Below are 21,990 nucleotides of genomic sequence, written 5' to 3'. Positions count from 1 at the left end.
GGATGCGGCTAGAGCTGGGTGAAGGATGCGACGGCGGGATCGGAACCCAGGCGGGCGCCCGACTCGAGGGCACTGATGGCCGCGAGTTCGTCGTCGGAAAGCGTCAGGGACGACGCGGCAAAATTTTCCCGGATACGTCCGGGGTCCACGGACTTGGGGATGACGATGTTGCCGGTCGCCAGGTGCCAGGCGAGCACACCTGCGCGGTGGTGGCGTTGTGGGCGGTGGCGATGGACGTGACGGCGTTTCCGTTGAGGTCCGCGCCCTGTCCCAGCGGACTGTACGCCTCCACCTCGATCCCCAGGCTCCGGCACTTCCCGGCAAGCTCTGCCTGCTGGTAGCTCGGGTGGAGTTCGATCTGGTTGACGGCCGGGACGATTTCGGCGGACTCGAGCAGCGTGTCCAGGTGGTCGGAGAGGAAGTTGGAGACGCCGATGGCCCGGATTTCCTTGTTCTCGTAGAGCCGCTCCATCTCCTTCCAGGCCTGGACGTAGAGGCCCTGCGACGGAACCGGCCAGTGGATGAGGTAGAGGTCGACGTAGTCCAGGCCAAGTGCCTTGCGGCTGTTCTGGAAAGCCTCCTGTGCGCGCCCCTGTTCGCCGTTGCGCAGCTTGGTGGTGATGAAGATGTCCTCGCGGGCAATGCCGGTGTCCGCAATGGCGGCACCGACGCCTTCCTCATTCTGGTAGGCGGCGGCAGTGTCGATATGGCGGTAGCCTGCCGCCAGCGCATCCTCGACGGTCCGCTGCGTGTCTTCCGGCGGGACCTGGAATACGCCGAAGCCAAGCTGGGGGATGGTGACGCCGTTGTTCAGTGTCAGCTCTGACATTGGTGCTCCTTGCAGGTGCTGGTGCTAATGCTGGAATGGGGTGCCGTGTGCTTGACACGGAGAAAGCGGTTTCCGCTGGCTCTGTTCCGAGCCTATGCATTTTTTGCCGCCAAGTCAGCAGCTAAGGATGATCCTCTTTTTCCTAGGACTGCCAGTCCTACCTTCGTTGTAGAAGTTGGCGGGGAAGGCCGGGCACAATGGTCACCATGGGTCAAAGCGCCGAATTCGGAAAATTCCTCAAAGCCATGCGGTCACGGCTCAGTCCGGAAGTAGCCGGAGCAGGCACTACCCCCGGGGCGCGCAGGGTTCCCGGGCTCCGGCGCGAGGAAGTGGCGCGTTTGGCCGGAGTCAGCACTGACTACTACGTCCGGCTGGAGCAGGGCCGCAACATCCACCCCTCACGGACAGTGCTCGACGCCGTGTCGCGGGCGCTGCGGCTGGACAGCAGCGAGCACGCCCACATGCTGGATTTGTTGGAGAACTGCGCCGGAACACCCCGGCCGTCCGGGTCCACGGTGCAGGGCGTCCGGCCGGCGCTCCGGAACCTCCTCGACGCCGTGGGGGACGTGCCCGCCATGGTCCTGGGCCGGCGCAGCGATGTCCTGGCCGGGAACCGGATGGCGTTCCTGCTCTTTACTGATTTCCCCGCCCTTCCGGCCGCCGAACGCAACCTCACCCGCTGGCTCATCCTCGATTCGGGGGCCCGGGACCTGTTCCGGGACTGGAAAACGGTGGCGGCGGAGGCAGCCGGAGCGCTCCGGCTGGACGTAGGGCGGCACCCCAACGATCCCCAGGCCAGCCAGTTGGTGGGCGAGCTCGCGGTCCACAGCGAACACTTCCGGCAATGGTGGGCCGGACACCGGGTGGCGACGAGGGCAGCGGGGACCGTGCGGCTGCACCACCCGACAGTAGGGGACCTGGAACTGAACTTTGAAAACCTGGCTCTTCCGGACGACCCCGACCAGACGCTGCGGATCTATTCCGCCCGGCCCGGCTCGCCGTCGTCGGACGCGCTTGCGCTGCTGGGCAGCCTTGGTGCGCCCGGGGCGGGGCAGCAGCGGGAGGGGATTGACGTCGTCGCAGCACCCCAGGAGACCGGGAAAGCGTAGCGGCGCCGGGCCGGCTGTACATTTGTCCAGAGGAAGGCGGCGATTCTGGCCAGCCGCCCATTGGTGGGGTGGGGCGCTGTTCCTAGGCTGGAGGAACATACTCTTCGCCCACCAAGGATGGTCTCAAAGATGAAACGCATCGCCCTGCTGAAGGAACGCCAGGCAGGTAACGCCGGCAACGCCTCGTCCACCGCCACCGGCTCGCACTGCCCGGTGTCCGGACTGTGGAGCCCCGACCACGATCCCCACACCGTGCTGTCCTTTTTTGAAGGACATGTGTTTCCCGCGTTCGACGGCGTCCCTACAGTGTGGCGGCGGCGTCCGTCAGGTTTCGCCTCGGCCAACTAGGGCCAACCTTAAACGCGGACTGGCCCGCAGCTGGTGCCTAAACCATTGGTTTCCGGGCACCGGCTGCTGGCCAGTCGCGAGGGTTTTAGTGTTCCTCGAGGCGGAAGCCGATCTTCATGGTGACCTGCCAGTCGGCGATCTTGCCTTCCTCCAGGTGTCCGCGGATCTCCTTCACCTCGAACCAGTCAAGGTTCCGCAGCGTCTGGGAAGCCTTGGCGATCCCGTTCCGGACGGCGTCGTCCACACCCTGATCCGACGTGCCGACAATTTCAGAAATGCTGTACGTGTGGTTGGACAACTTCGCTCCTCGTGATCATCGTTGCTCCCGGTTGCGGGCCGTCCTTGAAGACTAGTAGGACAACGATGGGCTGACCAGCCCTTATCCGCATCCGCCCGCCCAGGCCGGTTCAGGACCGCAGGCCGGAACCTGCATCACGCTCAACCCGTTCCCGTGCCGCCGGGGCAGGTTCAATCGGCAGGTGCGGCCCTGGCGATCCCGAAACTTCCGGTGCCAGCATTTGGCCCGGATTGGCCGAGTTGTAGGCGTCGAGGACGCTGATGTGCCGTCCATTGACCACGTGCCCTCTTCGTCGATGCCGGTGCCGCCGAAGTCCCGGAGGATCCGGTCAGGAGAAATGCCCTCAGCCAGCTCAAAGGTATTGTTGCGCGCGATGATACTCGACTCCACCCCCACGCCCCACGAGTACTGGTAGCGGCCAGGACTGGTCACCCGGTACACGTTGTTATAGACGTGCGCCTGGCCAAACCGGACCCGGGGCGCACGCTGCTCGAGATCAACCAGTTCGTTGTGGTGCAGCGTGACCCGGAGCTTTCCCCGGTCCCCGGTGGCACCGTCCCCGTTGCCCCACAGCAGCGATTTGTCATGCCCCACCATCCTGCTCCACGAAACGGTCACCAGGTCCGCCTGCCGGACGACGTCCAGCAGGCCGTCGTGCCGCAGGAAGGGCTCGCCGAAATATCTCGGCTGTTCGGCGTCAGCGTCGCGCCGTCATCCAGGGTTAAGTGGTCCAGCCACACGTGTGTGGATCCCGACACCACGAGGTTGTCCCACTCGGTCTTCCAGGTCTCCCCGTTCCAACCGGGGAAGCAGTCATAGGCGTCGGAGATCCGGAGATTGCGGACGATCACGTTGTCCACCTGGTCGATGTTCACGGTAAAACCCGTGAGCTGGACGTTGCCCAAGCCGATGATGGTTGTATTGGCACCGACGTCCATCCGGATCTGTTTCTGCTGGTTGGCGCTCGATGCCTTGCGGGCATCTTCGAGGGGTCCGGATGCCTTCCCGTTCCAGTGGGAAGGGTCGAATGCCGCGAGGTAGGCATCCAGGGAATAACCGTTGGCGGCGTAGTCCTGGCAGGTGATGGGAGTGCCGTCAGAGGCGGTATTCGCGTTGATGTCCGCCTTGACGTAGACGATCTTGGGCTTGTTGCCCGCCACGGCTGCGGCGAGCTCATCCCTCGTCGAAACCTCGTGCACGTCGTCGGGTGCTGCATTGGCACCGCCGGTGGTGCCGCCGTCAAAGGACGCCCAGCCATCACGCGGTGCCAGGGTCTGCCGCCCGGGATCGGATGTGGAAGTGGCTTCCATGCCTTGAGGTGCCGGCGCCGGCGCGGGTACGGGCACGGTGAGGGCGACTGCGGCGGCGATCGCGATGGACACGGGTGCGGTAATCACTCTTGGACCCCCTTGGAGTTGTGCGTGCCGGCCATCTCAGCGCAATCCCGCCGGGGTCCAGCCACCCAGGAAGGCTTCCTTGGTGAACCTGGCCGCGTCTGCGTCCGAAAGCTGCGGGTGGAACTCGTTGATAAAGGCGCCGGGCCCGGTGTTCCTGTACTCGGCAAACCGGCCTTCGGTCCACACGTGGCCACCCATGTCGGCCCAGCCCTGGACGGCGATGTGGTTGCCCAGCACGGAGTCGCGGATGACGGCCATCGGGTGTGCGTCGGGGTCGCTGCTGGCGAACCAGGGCCTGCCCAGGCTCACGGTGCCCGGAGCGGCATCGGAGGTGAGGGTGCTGTTGGTGATCAGGAATCCGTAAGGATTGGAGTTCTTGGTGCTGGGGGCAACGATGTAGCCGTTGTTCGTGTCGCTGCCGCGGTCCACGGAGTGGATGGTGCAGCGATCGAAAACTGCCGTTCCCCGGCCGTAGAGGAAGTCCACGTCGCCTTCGATGTAGCAGTTCTTCAGGTACGTCCGCGCGGTGGCGTCCCGCCCGGCAGTATCGGCGAGGTAGGTGTCCTGGTTGCCGAGGAACCGGGTGCCGTCGAACACCACGCGGTCGGCGACGCTGCGGACAGCCAGCGCCTGGCTGTTGCCGTTGGCTGCCTCGTCGTACGCGTTCTCCACTGTCAGGTTCCGCACGGTGGTGTCCGTGGCGGAGATGGTCATGGTGGCGGAACCGACCGCGCCCCAGGTCCCGCCGAAGAATTTCGCACCGTTCGAGGGGGTGTCGTAGGTGATGACGACGTCGGCCGGGTTGGCTGTTGCGCCCTGGATGGTGAGGTTGGGGCGGTCTGCCCAGACGTTCACCACCTCGCGGTAGGTGCCGGGTTTGACGGTGATGGTGCGCGGCTGGGTGTTGCCGGCGGGGATGGAGCCGATGGCGGCCTGCAGGCTGCCGAAGTCGCCGGTGCCGTCCAGGGCGACGGTGATTTCCGCCGTCGTCTGGGCTGCGTTGTTTGTCCGCGGTCCGGCGCCGGCACTGACGAGGTCCGGGATGCGGGCGGCGTCGTCTTCCTGGTACGGGTAGAAGGCGGCGGGATCGAAGGCGGAGCCCACGTTGTCCTTGCGGCCGCGGGTGGAGTTGAAGATGTTGTCCCGGTTGACCACCTCGGTGCCCGGGTCTTTGGCCACAATCGGGTCCTGCACGGCTGTGAAGTAGTTGCCTTCCAGGACCACCTTGGCCGCATTCCGGCCCATCATGCCGTACTGGCCGATGTCCTGCAGGTAGTTGTTGTAGACGTGGGCGGCGGCGGTGTTGTCCAGGCTGAAGTTCCGCTGTGTGGTGTTCCGGATCCAGTTGTGGTGGATGGTCATGCGGGTGACGGCGTTGGCGGACCAGCCCACGCCCAGGGCCTTGTTGTTGTCCGCGAAGACGTTCCAGGAGTACGTCAGGAAGTCCGAGTCCTTGCGCGTGTCGATCAGTCCGTCGCCCATCCGTTCGAACTTCATGTGGTCCACCCAGACGTGGTGGCTGGTGTCCAGCTGGATGCCGTCCCGGTCATTGTCCGGGCGCTTGCCGTCCCAGTCGCCGGGAATGTACGAATCACGGACGGTGAAGTTCCGGAAGATAACGTTGGAAACGTTGATGAGCTTGAACCCGGCGTTCACCACCTCGCGCGCCGGCGCCGGCCCCGATGAAGCTTTTGTTCGCCGCGACGGGGATCTTGACGTACTGGGCGGCGTGCAGGGAACCGTCGATGAAGATGACCAGCGGCTCGGGGGCGGAAGCAAACTCCTGCAGCTGGGCGATGGTGGTGGCGGTGACAATCTTTCCCGCCTGTCCGCCGGTGGTTCCGGGAAGCCCGTGGCCGGGCAACGAGGCGAAGCCGTCCGGAGTCCCCTTCCACAGGGCTGCGGGATCAAGCGTAGCGGGGTCCTGGGCGGACGGCGCGGCGGGCACCCGGGTGCCGCCGGCCGGAAGGGCAGGGGCGGCGGTTGCCGGGGCGGGGGCAAAACCGCCAAGGATGACGACGGCGGTTGCCGCGCCTAAGAGACGTCGCAGACTCATGCAAAACTCCTTTGTTTTGTGCCCGGGCAGCCTCCGGCCAGGGCGGTTTCACTCGGGGTGTCAGGTGATGCGCGCGGAAAACGGGGCGGCCTATTTAAGGCCGGTGGTGGCGATGCCGTTGATGAGGTACTTCTGCCCGGCGATGAAGAAGCCGATGATCGGGGCTATGGAGACCACGGACATGGCGAACATGGGCCCCCACATGCTCTGGCCTTCCGAGTCCATGAAGGCCCGCAGCGCCAAGGGAACGGTGTACAGGTCCTGGTTCTGGATGTAGAGCAGGGGGCCGAAGAACTCGTTCCAGGTGGAGATGAAGGTGAAGATGGCGGTGGTGGCCATGGCGGGGACACACAGCGGCAGGATGACCCGGAGGAACGTGCGGAAAGGGCCGCATCCGTCAATCTGCGCGGCATCGTCCAGTTCCTTTGGCAGCGCCTTCATGAACTGGACCATCAGGAAGATGAAGAACGCGTTGGTGGCCATGAAGTTCGGCATGATCAGCGGCAGGTAGGTATCCAGCCAGCCGAGCTGGGAGAAGATGATGTACTGAGGTACCAGCAGGACGTGGCCCGGCAGCATCAGGGTGCCCAGCATCAGCGCGAAGAACAGCTTCCTGCCCGTGAACTCCATCCGCGCGAAGGCGTAGGCCGCCAGGGCGCAGGAGAAGATGTTGCCCACGATCGAGAAGACCACCACGATCATCGAGTTGAAAAGGTAGACGTGGAAGGGCTGGTCCAGGGCCGTCCAGCCCTGGGCATAGTTGCCGAAATCCCAGTTCTCCGGCCATAGTCCCAGCTGCCGGAAGATGTCGTTGCTGGGCTTGAGGGAACTGGAGATCAGCCACAGCAGCGGATACAGCATCACCAGGCCCACCAGGCAGAGGATCAGGTGCCGGGAGAACCGGGTGCCCGGCGTTCCTGCCAGGGCGTCTTCCGGATCCGCCTGCCTGGCCCGCTTGTCTTGCTTGCGCTTTGTCGGTAATTCGATGAGTGCCATGGGATTGCCTTAGTTGTCGTAGAAGACCCAGAACTTGGATGCGATGAAGTTGACGGCGGTGAAGATCGCAATGATCATCAGCAGTAGCCAGGCCATCGCCGAGGCATACCCCATCTCGAATTCGGTGAAGCCCTTTTGGTAGAGGTACAGGTTGTAGAAGAGCGTGGAGTCTGCTGGCCCGCCCGTGCCGCCGCTCATCACGTAGCCCTGCGTGAACGTCTGGAACGAGCCGATGAGCTGCATGATGAGGTTGAAGAAGATGATGGGGCTGATCAGCGGAATGGTGATGCTGCGGAACTGCCGCCAGCGGGACGCACCGTCAATCGAGGCGGCCTCGTAGTACATGGTGGGGACCTGCCGCAGGCCTGCCAGGAAGATCACCATGGGCGAGCCAAAGGTCCAGACGTTCAGCACAATAAGGGTGCTCAGGGAGAAGTCCGGGTCCGTGACCCAGGCCGGCCCCTGGATACCGAAGAGGCTCAGGAATCCGTTGACGATGCCGTCATTGCCAAAGATGTACCGCCACAGCATCACGATGGCCACGCTGCCGCCCAGCAGGGACGGCAGGTAGTAGACGGAGCGGTAGATGGCAAGCCCCTGCAGGCCGCGGTTGAGGACCAGGGCAATTGCCAGGGCAACGGCCAGCGAAATGGGCACGGAGACGAAGGTGTAGATGAAGGTGACCTTCAGGGACTGCCACAGCCGCGGGTCCCCGGCCATCGCCTGGAAGTTGGCCAGGCCCACGAAATTGGGCTCCATGAAAAGGTTGTAGTCCGTGAACGCGAGGTACAGGGACGCGAAAAACGGGATGATCGTGAACAGCATGCCCAGAAACCACGGCAACAGGAACAGGTAGCCGGAGCGCTGGTTCTTCCGCCGCGGCGTTCCGCGGGACGGGCGTCCCGGTGCGCCCGCGCCGAGGGCTGCGGCCGCACCGGGGGCTTGCTTGGTCAGCACTGACATCCGTCAGGCTCCTATCTGGTGTGGGGGTGCCGGCAAGCGGACGGACCTACTTGTTGATTGCTGCATTGCTCTTCTCAAGGAAGGTTTTGGCGGCATCCGCGGGGGTGATCCGGCCGAATTCGACCTCGGTGGCGAGCTGCTTGAGGGTGTCCGCCACAACGCTGGCACCCTTGGGGTAGACGTATGCCGGGGCCAGTTCGTCTTCCTGGATGGCGGCCACCATGTCCACGAAGGCGGTGTCGTCCTTGCTGAGTTTCGGCTTGATGGCCTCAGCAATCTCCGGATTGATGGGGACGCCGCGCTGGGTGAGCGTTTCGGCGGCTCCGTCTGCATCGTTCACCAGGAAGTTCAGGAGTTTTGCAGCCTCCTTGGGGTGCTTCGACTTGGCTGCGATGGACCAGAGCATGCTGGGGTCCGCAGAGTAGCCACGGCGCTCCAGGGTAGTTTCACCGGGCATCCGGAGCAGCACCACGTTGCCGCCGGCAGCCTCGTTGTAGGCCTTGTAGTTGTTAATCGGGATGATCTGGGAGGCGACGGTTCCCTTGGCCAGGTAGGACTGCGCGGCGGAGCCGCCAATCTGCTCGAAGAAGCCTGCCGGCGGATAGCCGCCGGCTTCCCGCAGGTCCACGCTGTACTGGAACCAGTCCCGGATGGTTTCCTCGCTGACCCCGAGCTTGTTGTCCTTGGTGTAGAAGTCCTCGCCGCGTTGCCTGGCGAACAGGATGGGGCCTGTTTCCGTGGCGACGTCGTAGCCTGCCCCGTAGACCTTGCCGCCGGTCTTCTGCGTGACCTCGGTGGCGAACTTAGCGTAGTCCTCCCAGCTCCACGTCTTGTCGTCCGGGATGGTGACGCCGGCCTGGTCCGTGATGGTCTTGTTCACCACCATGCCGATGGTGGTCACGCCGGTGGCAAGGCCGAAGAGCTTGCCGTCCACCTCACCCCGGCTCTGGATGGTGTCCGGGATGTTCGCCAGGTCGAGTTCCGGCATGGATCGAAGGTCTGCCAGGGTGCCGCGCTGGGCGTATTCCAGCAGGCTTCGGTTGGCCATGTTGAGTACGTCAGGTGGATTGCCCCCGGCGAAGCGGGTGGCGAGCTTATCGGCGTAAGGGCCGCTGTCCTGGTATTCACTCTTGACGGTGATGCCCGGGTTCTTCTCTTCGAAGACCTTGATGGCCGCGTCGGTCATCTTGGCCCGGTTGGCGTCACCCCAGTAAACGAAGTTGAGTTCCACGTTGCCGCCGGCCGCGGGGGCCGCACCTCCGCCGCAGCCACTCAGGGCCAGCCCGGCTGCCGTTACGGCTGCGCCCAGGAACATCCTGCGGGGCATCCCGGCGGTTGTTGTCTTCTTCATTGAATGACGCCTCTCTTTTGCTGTCCGCGGACGGAGCGTGATGTGGAGTTGGCCCGGAAACTTTCTGTTTCCGGAAGAAGTGCATGCGATTGGCTTTTCTTATAGAGGCGAAAAGCAGCAAGCAGAAGAAACAAGTGAGTAAACGATTTCTAGCAAGGTGCGAGTGTGACTGTCAACACCTTTTTAGAAACTCGCATACAGAAAAAACAGAAATTTTCTTTAGGTATTGCCGTTTTTTTCCGGAGTGCCTAGGCTGATCTGCATTCCGCAAAACCATCACCCGGGAGGAGGCCCCATGTCGCGTGGCGCACCTGATTTCGACGCCCTGGTGGGCCACCGCAGCGGACGCGGCCTTCCGCCGTCGAACTCACCGCGGCCGTATCTCCATCCGGTCCGCTCGCTGGCGGGCACCACGCTGACCGCGGCGGGGTCGGAGGACCATCCGCACCACGCCGGGTTGTCCATCGCCTTCTCGGACGTCAACGGCACCAACTTCTGGGGCGGCTCCACGTACACGTCCACCCATGGCCCGGCCATGCTCTCCAACCACGGGTGGCAGGAACCGTCCGGCTGGAGCCGGACAGCCGGCGGCGCAGACGGTTCCGTCACCTGGTTTTCCGGGCAGGGCATGGAGCTGGCCACTGAGCACCGAAGCATCCGCTGCTTTCGGCACCCGGCCCCGGGCACGTGGAGCCTGTCCATCCGCTCGGCGCTGCTTCCCGCAGGCGGCGTCGCGCAGCTGGAGGTTTCGTCGTCGGCCGTCAAGGGGCGTGTGGGCGCAGGTTACGGCGGGATCTTCTGGCGCTTTCCCGAGGACTGCGCCGGGCCAAGAGTCTTCTCGGCATCGGGGGACGGCGTGGCGGCAGCCACGGAAGCCAGTCACCCTGGCTCGCCATCAGCACAACCTCAGGCGGATCCCCGGCCAGCGTTGTCCTGGCCCAGGAAAACAACCGCCCCTGGTTCGTAAGGACGGACGGCTATCTTGGTGCCGGCCCGGCCGTTGCCTGGTCCGAAAAGGCCGTCGTCAACGCTGCAAATCCCCTGGTGCAGGCACTCCACGCCGTCATCCACGACGGCCACCTTTCCGCCCCGTCCCAAGCCCTTGAACTCCTCGAGCAGCACCCCGACCTCCAGACCTCCCGCCCCGACAGGACGCCATGACATCCCGCAACGCAGTCCCCGTGTACACCAACCCCGTCCTCAACGCCGACTGGCCGGATCCTGACGCCGTCCAGGTCCGCGGCGTCTACTACCTCATCGCCTCCAGCTTCAACCGCGTGCCGGGACTCCCCATCCTGAAGTCCCGGAACCTGGTGGACTGGGAACACGCCGGGCATGCACTGCCGCACCTGCCCCAAGGCAGCCACTACTCCCTGGTCCGGCACGGCAGCGGCGTGTGGGCTCCTGCACTGCGGTACCACGATGGCCGCTTCTGGATCTTCTATCCGGATCCGGACCACGGCATCTTCGTCCTGAGCGCCGAAAAGGCGGAAGGCCCCTGGACCGCCCCGCACCTGCTGTATCCCGGACGTGGGCTGATCGATCCCTGCCCGCTGTGGGACGACGACGGCCAGGCATACCTCGTCCACGGCTGGGCGAAGAGCCGGATCGGCATCAAGAACCGGCTCACGGTCCACCGGATGAGCCCGGACGCAAGCCGGCTGCTGGACAACGGAACCCACGTCATCGACGGTGACGAGCTTCCCGGCTACACAACGCTGGAGGGGCCGAAGTTTTACAAGCGGGACGGCTGGTACTGGATTTTCGCCCCGGCCGGCGGTGTGGCCACCGGCTGGCAGTCCGTGTTCCGGTCCAGGTCGCCCTTTGGTCCCTACGAGGGCCGGCGCGTGCTGGAGCAGGGCAGCACCGCGGTCAACGGGCCCCACCAGGGTGCATGGGTGACCTCGCCCCGGGGCGAGGACTGGTTCCTGCATTTCCAGGACCGCGGGCCGTACGGGCGGGTGGTCCACCTCCAGCCGATGGGCTGGGACGAGGACGGCTGGCCCTGGATGGGTACACCGGCGTCCGACGGCGGCCCGGGCACCCCGGTGACCAGCCACCCCTACCCCGCGGGTACCTCGCCCCGGGATGTGGCACCGCCCGCGAGCGACGACTTCACGTCACCCTGGTTGGGGCCGCAGTGGCACTGGCAGGCCAACCCGCGTGACGCCTGGTGCTACCAGGGCGGTGGCGGGCAGCTGGAGCTGCGGCCGCAGGCCAATGATCCCGTGAACCTGCGGGAGCTGCCCAATGTGCTGGCCCAGATCCTGCCCGGCACGCCCTCGACGTTCACCACATCCCTTGAACTGCGGGACGTTCCGCCCGGAACGCGCGCCGGCGTGGTGGTGCTGGGACAGAGGTACGCCTGGCTGGGCATTGTGCGCACAGCCGACGGCTACGTCCTGGGCGGCGGCACCGGGGGAGAGGAGCCCGCTGAACAGGCGATGGGACGGCGGGTCCTGCTGCCGGGCGCCAGGATCGAACTCCAGATCCGGACGGACGGTACGCCGCGGTCAACCTTTGCCTGGCGGTCGGGCCCGGGCGAGCCCTGGGAGGTCCAGGGCTGGAACTTCGACGTTGTGGAAGGCCGATGGATCGGCGCCGAACTTGGCATTTTTACGGCGTCGCCGCTGGGTTCCCGGGAAAGCGGCAGTGTTATCGTGGGACCCGTGCGGGTGGAGACCGCGCCCGTCAGGCGCGCGACTGCTCCGCAACTCGCCGCCGCAACCACATGACCCCAAGGATTGCTCCGTTGACAGCCACCCCGCGACCCAAAATTGCCGACGTCGCGGCGGCCGCCGGGGTTTCGGTGCCCACCGTGTCCAAGGTGCTCAACGGCCGCACCCACGTTTCGGAAGCCACCCGGGCCAAGGTACAGCAGGCGCTGGAAGAACTGGACTATTCCAAGCGCAGCACCCCTGCCTCCCAGCCCGGCATGCTCCAGCTGGTGGTCAACAACTTTGACTCCCCGTGGATCCTGGAAACCATGGCCGGCGTCGAGGCCGCCGCGGACCGGCTGGGTTACACCGTGTCCTACGCCCGGGCTGACCACTCCACCCCTGACCGCTGGCGGAAACTGCGTGAGCCGTCGGTGAACCGCCTGGACGGTGTGCTGCTGCTGGCTCCCCGCAAGGTCGCGGCTGGTCGGCATGGTGCGGACGCTCAAGATCCCGGCGGTGGCCATCGACCCCGAAAGCGCGGGGGACCTGCCCATCCCCAGCGTCAGTCCGGCGTCGTTCTCCGGCGCACTGACCGCCGTCGGGCATCTGCTCTCCCTGGGGCACCAGCGGATCGGCATCATCACCGGCCGCAAGCACAGTCCGGGCCACGGGCGTGCCCGCTACGCTGCCTACGCGGCGGCACTGCACGAGGCGGGCCTGCCCGTCCTGCCGGAGCTGGTGCGCGACGGCGACTTCAGTATCGAGTCCGGCATGCGGCTCGGTGCCGACCTACTGGACCTCCCCGAGCCGCCCACGGCGATCTTCACGGGGAGCGACCTGCAGGCCATCGGGGTGATGAACGCGGCGGGGCAGCGTTCCCTCCATGTGCCGGGGGACCTCAGCATTGTGGGTTTTGATGACATCGCACAGGCGGCGCTGATGTCGCCGCCGCTCACCACGGTCCGGCAGCCGCTGGCGCAACTGGCATCCATGGCCGTGGGCATGCTCACGGAACAGCAGGACCAGCCGGGTGCCATGGCGCCCACCGCCCTGGAAGTGGCCACTGAGCTGGTGGTCCGCGGGACCACGGCCCCGCCGGCCTCCTGACCTTCTGCCTGGGGGTTACTTGCTGCCCAACACCAGGGTTTTCAAGTCGTCCAGCGTCTGCTGCATATGCGCATCCATGGCCTGGCGCGCCTTTGTGGCGTCACGTGCCTGCAGCGCATCCGCGATGTTCTGGTGGTGTCCGATGGCGTGCACCTGGATTTCCGGCACCGCCGATGTTTCCGCCCGGCGCTTCTCCAGGACCCGGTGCAGCGGTTCGAACAGCACGGACACGAAAACGTTGCCGGACGCGCGCAGTATGACGTCATGGAAGGCGAGGTCGGCCTCGACAAACGCTGCGACGTCGTTGACTTCATGGGCTGCCTTCATGGCCGAGATGTAGGCAAACAGCGCCTCGGTGTCCGGCTCCGAGATGCGGCCGGCCGCCAGCTCGCATGCTCCGGTTTCCAGCATGCGGCGGAGTTCGATGAGCTGGACGGAGGCTTCGGCCTCGTTCTTGCCTTCCGATGCTGCCCGAAGGACGGCTTCCAGGGACGTCCAGCGGCTCAACGGGTTAACGAACGTTCCGCGGCCGCGTTCCACACTGAGGATGTGCTGGGCCTGGAGGGTCTTCATGGCCTCGCGCACGGTCATCCGGCTGACTTCGTGGCGGGCGCTAAGCTCGTGTTCGCCGGGGACGGTGGCCCCGGGCGGAAATTCGCCCTCGATGATGCGGTCCAGCAGCTCGTCGGCCACGACGCCGACCAGCGATTTCCTTGCCATTCCTGCCCCCGATCCTTGCCGTGGCCTCTGCCCGGCGGATATGTCTGACAAGTCTACTTGCGCGTCTCTATGTCGTATGCCACACTAGCATTCAAATGCAAGATGTCAGACATCTTACAGATTCGAAAATTGACGATCCGCCGCCCGGATTACTACACAACGGAGTGCACTGTGACGCTTGAAGCAGATGTTCTGGCCGCCTACCCAGCGGAAGTACAGATCCCCGCCAGCCTCGTGGCAGACACGCTGGCCGCGTCCAACGCCGAGGTTCCCCGCGTGCTGGTGGTGCTCGACGACGACCCCACCGGGACGCAGTCCGTGGCCGATCTCCCCGTGCTCACCCGCTGGGACGTGGAGGACTTCACCTGGGCTTTTGGCCAGTCCAAGCCGGCCGTCTACGTCCTGACCAACACCCGCAGCCTGGACCCCGCCGAAGCAGCCGCCCGCAACGAGGAAGTGGTCCGCAACGCGCTCGCCGCTGCCGGCTCTCCGGACACGCTCCGGCTGGGGTTTGTCAGCCGCAGCGATTCGACCCTCCGCGGCCACTACCCCCTGGAACCCGACGTCATCGCCACCACCGTTGCCAAGGTAAGCGGCGAGGGCACCGACGGTGTGGTCCTGGTCCCGGCATTTCCCGACGCCGGCCGGGTCACCATCGGCGGGGTGCACTACATGCGCGGCACCGGTGAATCCGCAGGAACGCTGACGCCTGTCTCCGAGACGGAGTTCGCCAGGGACGCCACCTTCGGTTTTGGCACCTCCGTCATGGCGGACTACGTGGCGGAAAAGTCGCAGGGCCGCTTTGCAGCGGACTCCGTCATCGTCCTGGACCTCAACACCATCCGGGCCGGCGCCGCGGCACAGGACCCTGCGATTTCCGCAAAGGCCATCGCCGACGCCATCGAAGGAGCCGCCGATTCCACCCCGATCGTGGCCGACATTGTGAGCGAAAACGACCTCCGCGCCCTGGCCCTGGGCCTTGAGGAAGCGGAACGCCGGGGCAAGAAGCTCCTCTACCGGGTAGGCCCTCCGTTCGGCCGCGCCCGGATCGGACAGGAAATCCGTACCGAGCTGACCGGCGCCGAAGCCTACGCCGGCAACACCCCGTCCGAGGCCGGCGGCCTCATCGTGGTCGGTTCGCACGTGGGCGTTACCACCAGGCAGCTCAAGGCCCTGACCGAACAGCACAGCGCCGCGCGCATCGTCGAGATCGACGTCGAAAAGCTCCTGGCCGGCGAGGCGGAAGCCGCTTCCCACCTGGACCTGACCGTGGACACGGTGGTCGAAGCCCTCCGCGGCGGCGACGTCATCGTCCACACCAGCCGCCTGCTGATCAAGACAGACGACCCCGCCGAAAGCCTGCGGATCGCGCGCACCGTCTCCGCCGCCGTCGTCGCCGTAGTCAACCGCACCCTGAAAACCTTCCCGCCGCGGTTCGTCATCGCCAAGGGCGGCATCACCTCCTCAGACGTCGCCGCGCACGGCCTGGAAATCCGCCACGCCATCGTCCGCGGCCCCATGCTCCCAGGCATCGTCAGCCTCTGGGAACCGGTGGACGGCCCCGCCAAGGGCATCCCGTACATCGTCTTCGCCGGCAACGTGGGCGACGACCAGTCCCTCGCCGACGTCACCCGCAAGCTCAGCAACACCTTCTAGTCCTTCCGGTGGTTGAGCCCGTCGAAACCGGATTTCGACAAGCCCAATCACCGAACCGCCGTCAACCTTCAACGGAGAACACCATGACCAGCAATTACACCGTCACCGTCCTGGGCCTCGGCGCCATGGGCCTGCCCATGGCCACCCGGCTCGCCTCCCAGCTGACCGTCCACGGTTTCGACATCGCCGAACCGCGGCTGAAGCTCGCTGAAGAAGCCGGCATCGCCACCTTCGGCAGCGCCCGCGAAGCCGCCAAGGGTGCCGACGCTGTCCTGCTGGCCGTCCGCAACGGCGACCAGCTCAACGACGTCCTCTTCGGCGAGAACGGCGTGGCCTCCGTGCTGGAGGCGGGCGCCGTCGTCATCCTCGGCAGTACGGTGGGCACCGATGCCATCCCCGCCACGGTGGAGAAGCTTGCCGAATACGGCGTGGAACTGGTGGACGCCCCGCTGTCCGGCGGGCCCAAGCGCGCCGGCGAAGGCGACCTGCTGATCGTCGTCGGGGCCTCCCCGGAGGCTCGCGAAAAGGCAGCACCCGCGCTGGAACTGCTCGCCTCCACCCTGACCGTGGTGGGCGACAAGCCCGGCGACGGCCAGGCCCTCAAGACCGTCAACCAGCTTCTCTGCGGCGTCCACATCGCGGCCGCAGCGGAGGCCATGGCCCTCGCCGACGCGCTTGGCCTGGACCAGGCCAAGACCCTCGCCGCCCTCGAAGCCGGCGCGGCCGGGTCCTTCATGCTGTCCAACCGCGGCCCCCGGATCCTCGAGGCCTACAACGAGGAAGGTGCCGAGGTGCTGTCCCGCCTGGACATCTTCGTCAAGGACATGGGCATCGTGGGCAAAGCCACCCGCGCGGCCGGGCTCGCGGCCCCGGTTGCCGCGGCCGCCGAGCAGCTCTACCTCCTGGGCCAGGCCCAGGGACTCGCCGCCGCCGATGACTCCGCCGTCATCAAGGTGGTCGCCCCCACCAAGCGGACCAAGTAACCCGTTCCACCCCCATCGAGTTTTTGGCAGATAAAGCGGCCTAACGTCCGTCCAAGTCGCCATATCTGACCAAAAACTCTTCCCCCAAGAGGTACGACGACGGCGGTCCCCCCTCCGCCGTCGCCGCACCTGCCAAGCTCGCTAGGCTTAACTGGCGATGTCAAAGGAGACGCACGATGAGCGCACTGGCTCTTCTGGCCATAGCAGCAGCAGGGGTCGCCCTGCTCCTGGTGGCCGTCATTAAATTCAAGATTCCGGCATTCCTGGCCCTGCTGGTGGTCAGCGTTTCCGTGGCGCTGGTCGCGGGAATTCCGCTGCCGGATGTCATCAAGACCGTGACCGAAGGCATGGGCGGAACGCTCGGTTCCGTGGCCATCCTGGTGGGCCTCGGCGCCATGCTGGGCAAGATGATCGAAATTTCCGGCGGTGCGCAGTCGCTGGCCGGGAAATTTACCCAGCTGCTCGGACCCCGCAGGGTTATCGCAGCCCTGACCGCGGCCGCGTTCCTGCTGGCGATCCCCGTCTTCTTCGACGTCGGATTCATCATCCTGATCCCCATCATTTACGGCTTCGCCAAGGCGGCAGGCGTCAACCCGGTCAAGATCGGCCTGCCCGTTGGTGCCATCATGCTGGCCATCCACGTTGTTGTTCCGCCGCACCCGGGCGTGGTGGGCGGCGCCGGCATCCTCGGCGCCGACATTGGCTGGACCACCATCCTCGGCCTGGTGCTGTGCATTCCGGTGGGTGTCCTGGGCTACTTCGTTGCCCGCAAGCTCAACCGCCGCGAGTTCTCCATGCTGCCCGCCACCGCCGAGCAGTTCCGCCTCTTCGGCACCGGAAACTCGCAGATTGAACAGGAAGCCGCCCAGGGCACGTCCAAGGTTGCCGTCAAGACCGAGGTCCGGACTGCCCCCAGCCCGGCCATGATCATCACCCTGATCGTCCTGCCGATCCTCATGATCATGGTGGGCACCGTCGGCGCCGTCATCCTGCCCAAGGACTCCTTCCCCGCCCAGCTGGCTGCATTCATCGGCGCCCCGCTGATCGCACTGCTGACTGCCCTGGGCCTTGCCTACTACTTCCTGGGCATCCGCCGCGGCTGGTCTTCCCAGCACACCGGCGAAGTGATGGATTCGGCGCTGGCCCCCACGGCCATCGTCATCCTGGTGACCGGCGCCGGCGGTGTCTTCGGCAAGGTCCTCACCGTCTCCGGCATCGGCAAGGCACTCGCCGAGGGGCTGCAGACCGCGGGCCTGCCGGTCATCGTGATGGCCTTCATCCTTGCGGCAATCCTCCGCGCTTCCCAGGGCTCCGCCACGGTTGCCATCATCACCACGGCAGGCCTGCTGGCCGCCTCCGTGGCCGACGGCGGCTTCTCGCCCATCCAGACCGCGCTGATCCTCATCGCCATCGGCTTCGGCGCCTTCGGCCTCAGCCACGTCAACGACTCCGGCTTCTGGATCGTGACCCGGTACCTGGGGCTCTCGGTTGCTGACGGGCTCCGCACCTGGACCGTCCTGACCACCATCCTGGGCCTGGCAGGCTTCGCGCTGACCTTCGTCGCCTGGATCCTGGTGGGAGGCCTGGGCGTCTGATGCGCACCCGTCTGGACCACCTGGTCACCTCCGCCCTGCAGCAGGGCTCGGCCGTCCCCGCGTTCACCTGCTACGACTTCACCACCGCCTTGGCAGTGGTGGGCGCCGCGGAGGAATCCGGCTTGGGCGCCATCCTGCTGGTGGCGCCCAAGACCGCCGCCACCCCCAACGGCCTGCGCCTCATCTCAGCACTGCGCGGGCTGGCGGACGCCGCGTCCGTGCCCGTTGCAGTGCAGCTTGACCATGCCATGGACTTGAACGTGATGGCCGACGCCGTCGCGGCGGGGGCGGATTCCGTCCTCGCTGATGGTTCCTCGCTTCCCTACGAGGACAACATCGCGCTTGTGGTTTCCGCCCGCGCGTTGCTTGGTCCCGACGTCGTCTTGGAAGCGGAACTCGGCGACCTCGCCGGCGACGAGGACCGTGCCTTCGGCGCCGACAAGTCCGGCGCCTCCGTGGCCGGCCTCACCGATTCCGCCCAGGTGGAGGACTTCGTCGCCCGGACCGGTGCCCAGCTGCTGGCCGTGGCGGTCGGCAATGTCCACGGCAAGTACAAGGGCGATCCGCAGCTGCGCTGGGACGTCCTGCAGGACATCGCCGTCAGGACGCACATCCCGCTGGTGCTGCACGGAGCGTCCGGCATCCCGGCGGAGGAGCTGGTGAAGGCGGCCGCCATGAACGTGGGCAAGGTCAACTTCAACACCGAGCTCCGCACCGGCGTCCTGGCCACCCTGCAGAAACAGCTGCCCGGCCACCGCGCCGACGGCGAAAACCTGCAGGCGCTCCTGGGCCACTGGACCAGGACCGCCAAGGACTTCGCCGCCGGAACGCTGGCCACGCTCACGCGGTAGCCGTGGGGCTGGCCGGTAGCCGGAATCGGGGGAGGCTAGGATCAAGCAATGATCCTGGCCTCCCTCCTTTTTGCCTTCCTGGCGGCGGCGCTCCACGTCTTCATATTCACCATGGAGTCGCTGACCTGGACGCGACCGGCCACCTGGCGGCGTTTCGGCGTGGCTTCGCAGGCCGACGCCGAGACCACCAGGCCGCTTGCCTTCAACCAGGGTTTCTACAACCTGTTCCTGGCTGCCGGGGCCTTGATCGGCATAGCCTGCGTGGCGCTGGGGTCCGAGGGCTCGGCGCAGTCCGTGGCGGGCTGGACCCTGATTTTCGCGAGCTGCGGTTCCATGCTGCTGGCCGCGCTGGTCCTGGTTTCCACCGGCCGGAAGTACCTCCGGGCCGCTGCCACCCAAGGGACCCTGCCGCTGTTCGCCGTCGTCCTCGGCCTGCTCGCATTGGCGCAGTAGAGCCGCTCCTGCCCGCTCAGTCAGGAGTTTTGTCCAGATCTGGCGGGTTGGGAGGCGCGGAAGCCACCGTATCTGGACAAAACTCGTGACCCTTTAACACCACACGCAACAGGCGCACAATGGTGCTGTGAGCAGCGGGAAGCCTCGCCCGGCTCCGGCTGAGGGCCGCGACGCCGCCATCGACCTTGTGCGCTTCGTCTGCCTGGCCCTGGTGGTAATGGGCCACTGCATGATGGTGAGCCCCGTCCTGCACCCCGACGGCACGGTGACAACGCAAAACACCCTCGCTGAGCAGGACTGGTTTGTTCCGGTCATCTGGATCTTCATGGTCATGCCGCTGTTTTTCGTGACCGGCGGCATTACCGGCCTGCAGTCCTGGCGGCGGCTCAGCGAGGGCGGCGGAACTGCATCCCAATTTGTCCGGGCAAGGCTCCTGCGCCTGGTCCGCCCCGCCACCGCGCTGCTGGCGGTAATGTTCGTGGCACTGGGCGCGGCAGCGCTGCTGGGTGTGCATCCGCAGGTGGTCCAGCTGATGGCGGCCGGCGCGGGCATGCCCCTGTGGTTCCTGGCCGCATACCTTGCCGCCCAGCTGAATATTCCGCTCCTCGCCGCCCTGCACACCCGCGCCCCCTGGCTCACGTTCATGGCGTTGACCGCGCTGGTGGTAACCGTTGACTGCCTCCGCGGGGCGCTTCCCGGGCTGGCGCACGCCAACCTGGTGTTCCTGTGGTGCGCCGTCCAGCAGGTGGGCTTCCTGCTGGCTGGCGGGCACTGGTCCAGGGTGTCGCGTTCCGGGCTGCTGGCCGTTGCCCTGGGTGCCAATCTGGTCCTCGGCGCAGTTACGGGTTTGGGACTCTACCCGGGCAATATGCTGGTCAACCTCAACCCGCCCAACCTCTGCCTGCTCCTGCTGGGCATCACGCAGGCGGCCCTCCTGGAGCTGGCGCGGCCAGTGCTGGTCCCGGTGTGCTCCGTGGGGTGGGTCAGCAGGCTCATGACGGTGGCAGGAAGCCGCTCCCTGACGGTGTATCTGTGGCACCTGCCGCTGCTGGTGGGGATGTCGGGGCTGCTGCTCCTCACCCCGTTCCCCAAGCCCGCCTCCGGCACGGCGGAGTGGTGGTGGGCGCGGCCCCTGGTCCTGCTGGCGCTGGTCCTCCTGCTGCTGGCCGCCGTGGCGGCCTTTGGCCGGCTGGAGGAACGTCCGACGACGGTTCCCGGCACCCGCTGCCGGCCCGCCAGGGTGGTCGCCGCCGTCGTCGTGGTCTTCCTTCCGGTGGCGGCCGCGGCCTTCAGCGGCCTGACGCTGGGACTGCTGGGTGCGGGCGCAGCCTGCTTCGCCGCTGCCCTAATGCTGCTGCTGTGGCATTGCCAGCGGGGTGAAGTAGTGCCAGTGTCGAACCATGACCGAGAACACGATGTCCACCGAGGATAGGTTCGCCCCCGATGTCACCCTGCGGCGCAACGATGCGCAGCACCGCTACGAGCTACTGGTAGGGGGCAAGCTGGCCGTGCAGTCGTTTTTCCGGGACCTGCCCGGGCATATTGACTTCACCCATACCGAAACCAGCCAGGACTTCGAAGGCCGGGGCCTGGGCAGGGTGCTGGCCCACTTCGCCCTGGACGACGTGGTGGCCACGGGCAAGCGGATCATTCCGCACTGCCCGTTCATCTCCGGCTACCTGCGCAAGCACGAGGGGTACGAGCAGTTCGTCGACTGGCCGGAGGGGTAGCAGCCGGACCAGTAGATCTGTGCGCCTGGACGCAGGTCAGCTGGCGAGGGCCTGCGCGCTTGCGCCTGCGCCGACGCGGGGTCATCGATGGTGAAGCCGCAGGCGCAGCGGTACGTCACTACGTTCCCGGGAACAGTTGACATGCCGATGGGTACAACGCCCGTTCCGTCAACGTAGACGGGCTGGCGGACGGGAAGCTCATCGGGGTCAATGCGCTCCATGGGCATGCGGCAATGCATGCGCGAATTCAGGGTGACCATCAATTCCATATCCAGGGGCTGGAGGGGTTCCACGGGAGAAAGGTCTCCCAGCGTGCGTTCCCCAAACGCCGTCAACTGGTCTTCGGTAGCGGTGGCCATGATGTTCATCCTTGGGCTTCTTCACGAGGCTGCCGGCGTTGGCAGCCCCGCCGCGAACTGCTTGCGGAGGTTCATTTACCCCATTACCTAAGCATGCTTACTAATGAACGGGCAAATCCGCTGTGGCCCGCGACACATGCCGGGGAGGCCGGTTTCCTGCCCTTGCCCCGCTCGGAAGCTGCTGCCTACGCCCGCTTGCGCTGCCACTGCAGCGCGTGCCATAGCAGCAGGCTGATGAGCGCTGCAATCCCCGCGAAGACCGCATAGGGTGCAAAGGTAAACACCAGGAACTGCGCCGGCATGCCGCCGCTGCCCGGGCCCGCGAAGGTGTCCGCGTTGGCGAAAATCCACGCCCCGCCGCCAATGAGTATGACGGTGAGGAGCCATAGGGCGGCGATGAACGGGTTGATGGCGGGCGTGCTGCCGCCTTCGGTGTTGCGGGCTGCCTGTTCGTTGTCCTCAGGCATAGGATTCCCGTCCCGGTCCACTTCCCGAAAGCCGATGGCTTGCGACGGTGCCTGCTCCATTG

At 66.0% G+C, this 21,990-nt stretch carries 22 protein-coding genes and 3 pseudogenes; 13 read left to right on the top strand and 12 right to left on the bottom strand.

The window, feature by feature from the left end; translation table 11 throughout:
* Positions 1-8 precede the first annotated feature (8 nt).
* A pseudogene (locus G205_RS09230) lies at positions 9-829 on the bottom strand (aldo/keto reductase).
* Positions 830-1,035: 206 nt separating this feature from the next.
* On the opposite strand from G205_RS09230, the gene G205_RS09225 reads away from it, so the two are divergent.
* Complete coding sequence (locus tag G205_RS09225; RefSeq protein ID WP_035752597.1) at positions 1,036-1,938, top strand: helix-turn-helix domain-containing protein; 903 nt, start codon at positions 1,036-1,038, stop codon at positions 1,936-1,938.
* Between the two features lie 129 nt (positions 1,939-2,067).
* A complete protein-coding gene (locus G205_RS09220) occupies positions 2,068-2,286 on the top strand; it encodes a hypothetical protein (RefSeq protein WP_009357758.1) in 219 nt (72 codons plus the stop codon).
* Between the two features lie 85 nt (positions 2,287-2,371).
* On the opposite strand, the gene G205_RS09215 is transcribed toward G205_RS09220, so the two are convergent.
* The 8 genes from G205_RS09215 to G205_RS09190 all read right to left on the bottom strand — a co-directional run bounded on the left by G205_RS09215 (position 2,372) and on the right by G205_RS09190 (position 9,347).
* Positions 2,372-2,584: a dodecin gene (locus G205_RS09215; protein WP_009357757.1), complete on the bottom strand. Its 213-nt coding sequence runs from the start codon at positions 2,582-2,584 to the stop codon at positions 2,372-2,374.
* An 81-nt stretch (positions 2,585-2,665) separates the two neighbouring features.
* Positions 2,666-3,202, bottom strand: a complete 537-nt coding sequence (locus G205_RS23455; RefSeq protein ID WP_009357756.1) for a pectate lyase family protein — start codon at positions 3,200-3,202, stop codon at positions 2,666-2,668.
* Positions 3,199-3,981 (bottom strand): pectate lyase family protein, encoded by a 783-nt coding sequence (locus G205_RS23450; protein ID WP_009357755.1) that lies wholly within the window; start codon positions 3,979-3,981, stop codon positions 3,199-3,201. The genes G205_RS23455 and G205_RS23450 overlap by 4 nt, the downstream gene beginning before the upstream one ends.
* A gap of 36 nt (positions 3,982-4,017) precedes the next feature.
* A complete protein-coding gene (locus tag G205_RS09205; protein WP_235046842.1) occupies positions 4,018-5,640 on the bottom strand; it encodes a pectinesterase family protein in 1,623 nt (540 codons plus the stop codon).
* Positions 5,573-6,037 carry a hypothetical protein gene (locus G205_RS22680; RefSeq protein ID WP_235046841.1) on the bottom strand — a complete coding sequence of 155 codons (465 nt, stop codon included), beginning with the start codon at positions 6,035-6,037 and terminating at the stop codon, positions 5,573-5,575. The genes G205_RS09205 and G205_RS22680 overlap by 68 nt, the downstream gene beginning before the upstream one ends.
* Positions 6,038-6,127: 90 nt before the next feature.
* Entirely contained in the window at positions 6,128-7,033 is a 906-nt protein-coding gene (locus tag G205_RS09200; protein WP_009357754.1) for a carbohydrate ABC transporter permease, read from the bottom strand.
* Positions 7,034-7,042: 9 nt separating this feature from the next.
* Positions 7,043-7,996, bottom strand: coding sequence for a carbohydrate ABC transporter permease (locus G205_RS09195; RefSeq protein ID WP_009357753.1), 954 nt, complete (start codon positions 7,994-7,996; stop codon positions 7,043-7,045).
* A gap of 46 nt (positions 7,997-8,042) precedes the next feature.
* Positions 8,043-9,347, bottom strand: a complete 1,305-nt coding sequence (locus tag G205_RS09190) for an ABC transporter substrate-binding protein (RefSeq protein WP_009357752.1) — start codon at positions 9,345-9,347, stop codon at positions 8,043-8,045.
* Positions 9,348-9,642: 295 nt separating this feature from the next.
* On the opposite strand from G205_RS09190, the pseudogene G205_RS09185 reads away from it, so the two are divergent.
* The 4 genes and pseudogenes from G205_RS09185 to G205_RS22665 form a co-directional block, all read left to right on the top strand.
* Positions 9,643-10,376 (top strand): annotated as a pseudogene (locus G205_RS09185) (DUF6807 family protein); the annotation flags it as partial.
* 128 nt (positions 10,377-10,504) lie between these two features.
* Entirely contained in the window at positions 10,505-12,082 is a 1,578-nt protein-coding gene (locus G205_RS09180; protein ID WP_009357750.1) for a glycoside hydrolase family 43 protein, read from the top strand.
* Positions 12,079-12,192: pseudogene (locus G205_RS22670) on the top strand (LacI family DNA-binding transcriptional regulator); the annotation flags it as partial. The gene G205_RS09180 and the pseudogene G205_RS22670, both read left to right, overlap by 4 nt.
* Positions 12,193-12,496: 304 nt before the next feature.
* Complete coding sequence (locus tag G205_RS22665; RefSeq protein WP_009357749.1) at positions 12,497-13,114, top strand: substrate-binding domain-containing protein; 618 nt, start codon at positions 12,497-12,499, stop codon at positions 13,112-13,114.
* Between the two features lie 15 nt (positions 13,115-13,129).
* Here the strand turns inward: G205_RS22665 and G205_RS09170 are convergent, their stop codons facing one another.
* Positions 13,130-13,834 (bottom strand): FadR/GntR family transcriptional regulator, encoded by a 705-nt coding sequence (locus tag G205_RS09170; protein WP_009357748.1) that lies wholly within the window; start codon positions 13,832-13,834, stop codon positions 13,130-13,132.
* Positions 13,835-14,005: 171 nt separating this feature from the next.
* Between G205_RS09170 and G205_RS09165 the strand changes: the two genes are divergently transcribed.
* The 7 genes from G205_RS09165 (at position 14,006) to G205_RS09135 (ending at position 21,102) form a co-directional block, all read left to right on the top strand.
* Positions 14,006-15,490, top strand: a complete 1,485-nt coding sequence (locus tag G205_RS09165; protein WP_009357747.1) for a four-carbon acid sugar kinase family protein — start codon at positions 14,006-14,008, stop codon at positions 15,488-15,490.
* An 83-nt stretch (positions 15,491-15,573) separates the two neighbouring features.
* Positions 15,574-16,473 (top strand): NAD(P)-dependent oxidoreductase, encoded by a 900-nt coding sequence (locus G205_RS09160; RefSeq protein ID WP_009357746.1) that lies wholly within the window; start codon positions 15,574-15,576, stop codon positions 16,471-16,473.
* A 176-nt stretch (positions 16,474-16,649) separates the two neighbouring features.
* A complete protein-coding gene (locus tag G205_RS09155; protein ID WP_009357745.1) occupies positions 16,650-18,068 on the top strand; it encodes a GntP family transporter in 1,419 nt (472 codons plus the stop codon).
* Positions 18,068-18,919: a class II fructose-bisphosphate aldolase gene (locus G205_RS09150; RefSeq protein ID WP_009357744.1), complete on the top strand. Its 852-nt coding sequence runs from the start codon at positions 18,068-18,070 to the stop codon at positions 18,917-18,919. The genes G205_RS09155 and G205_RS09150 overlap by 1 nt, the downstream gene beginning before the upstream one ends.
* Before the next feature lie 48 nt (positions 18,920-18,967).
* Positions 18,968-19,372: a DUF1304 domain-containing protein gene (locus tag G205_RS09145; protein WP_009357743.1), complete on the top strand. Its 405-nt coding sequence runs from the start codon at positions 18,968-18,970 to the stop codon at positions 19,370-19,372.
* Positions 19,373-19,499: 127 nt separating this feature from the next.
* Positions 19,500-20,804: an acyltransferase family protein gene (locus tag G205_RS09140; protein ID WP_009357742.1), complete on the top strand. Its 1,305-nt coding sequence runs from the start codon at positions 19,500-19,502 to the stop codon at positions 20,802-20,804.
* Positions 20,773-21,102, top strand: coding sequence for a GNAT family N-acetyltransferase (locus tag G205_RS09135; protein WP_035752594.1), 330 nt, complete (start codon positions 20,773-20,775; stop codon positions 21,100-21,102). The genes G205_RS09140 and G205_RS09135 overlap by 32 nt, the downstream gene beginning before the upstream one ends.
* Here G205_RS09135 and G205_RS09130 read toward each other — a convergent pair.
* Together G205_RS09130 and G205_RS09125 are read right to left on the bottom strand one after the other, a co-directional pair.
* Positions 21,048-21,461 carry a hypothetical protein gene (locus tag G205_RS09130; RefSeq protein ID WP_235046840.1) on the bottom strand — a complete coding sequence of 138 codons (414 nt, stop codon included), beginning with the start codon at positions 21,459-21,461 and terminating at the stop codon, positions 21,048-21,050. The two genes, G205_RS09135 and G205_RS09130, sit on opposite strands and share 55 nt — an antisense overlap.
* Positions 21,462-21,646: 185 nt before the next feature.
* The gene (locus G205_RS09125; RefSeq protein WP_152419554.1) at positions 21,647-21,928 is read right to left on the bottom strand and encodes a hypothetical protein; all 282 of its coding nucleotides are present in this window, start codon (positions 21,926-21,928) and stop codon (positions 21,647-21,649) included.
* Positions 21,929-21,990 lie beyond the last annotated feature (62 nt).

This window comes from Arthrobacter nitrophenolicus (genome assembly GCF_000332815.1).
GTDB classification, from domain to species: Bacteria; Actinomycetota; Actinomycetes; order Actinomycetales; family Micrococcaceae; genus Arthrobacter; species Arthrobacter nitrophenolicus.
This window is presented reverse-complemented; position numbering and strand designations above follow the sequence as displayed.

Excerpts from the sequence above, each read along its gene's own strand:
- G205_RS09225 (WP_035752597.1), top strand. The coding sequence starts at position 1,036 with ATGGGTCAAAGCGCCGAATTCGGAAAATTCCTCAAAGCCATGCGGTCA.
- G205_RS09220 (WP_009357758.1), top strand. The coding sequence starts at position 2,068 with ATGAAACGCATCGCCCTGCTGAAGGAACGCCAGGCAGGTAACGCCGGC.
- G205_RS22680 (WP_235046841.1), bottom strand. The coding sequence starts at position 6,037 with ATGAGTCTGCGACGTCTCTTAGGCGCGGCAACCGCCGTCGTCATCCTT.
- G205_RS09200 (WP_009357754.1), bottom strand. The coding sequence starts at position 7,033 with ATGGCACTCATCGAATTACCGACAAAGCGCAAGCAAGACAAGCGGGCC.
- G205_RS09195 (WP_009357753.1), bottom strand. The coding sequence starts at position 7,996 with ATGTCAGTGCTGACCAAGCAAGCCCCCGGTGCGGCCGCAGCCCTCGGC.
- G205_RS09190 (WP_009357752.1), bottom strand. The coding sequence starts at position 9,347 with ATGAAGAAGACAACAACCGCCGGGATGCCCCGCAGGATGTTCCTGGGC.
- G205_RS09180 (WP_009357750.1), top strand. The coding sequence starts at position 10,505 with ATGACATCCCGCAACGCAGTCCCCGTGTACACCAACCCCGTCCTCAAC.
- G205_RS22665 (WP_009357749.1), top strand. The coding sequence starts at position 12,497 with ATGGTGCGGACGCTCAAGATCCCGGCGGTGGCCATCGACCCCGAAAGC.
- G205_RS09170 (WP_009357748.1), bottom strand. The coding sequence starts at position 13,834 with ATGGCAAGGAAATCGCTGGTCGGCGTCGTGGCCGACGAGCTGCTGGAC.
- G205_RS09160 (WP_009357746.1), top strand. The coding sequence starts at position 15,574 with ATGACCAGCAATTACACCGTCACCGTCCTGGGCCTCGGCGCCATGGGC.
- G205_RS09155 (WP_009357745.1), top strand. The coding sequence starts at position 16,650 with ATGAGCGCACTGGCTCTTCTGGCCATAGCAGCAGCAGGGGTCGCCCTG.
- G205_RS09150 (WP_009357744.1), top strand. The coding sequence starts at position 18,068 with ATGCGCACCCGTCTGGACCACCTGGTCACCTCCGCCCTGCAGCAGGGC.
- G205_RS09145 (WP_009357743.1), top strand. The coding sequence starts at position 18,968 with ATGATCCTGGCCTCCCTCCTTTTTGCCTTCCTGGCGGCGGCGCTCCAC.
- G205_RS09135 (WP_035752594.1), top strand. The coding sequence starts at position 20,773 with ATGACCGAGAACACGATGTCCACCGAGGATAGGTTCGCCCCCGATGTC.
- G205_RS09130 (WP_235046840.1), bottom strand. The coding sequence starts at position 21,461 with ATGGCCACCGCTACCGAAGACCAGTTGACGGCGTTTGGGGAACGCACG.
- G205_RS09125 (WP_152419554.1), bottom strand. The coding sequence starts at position 21,928 with ATGCCTGAGGACAACGAACAGGCAGCCCGCAACACCGAAGGCGGCAGC.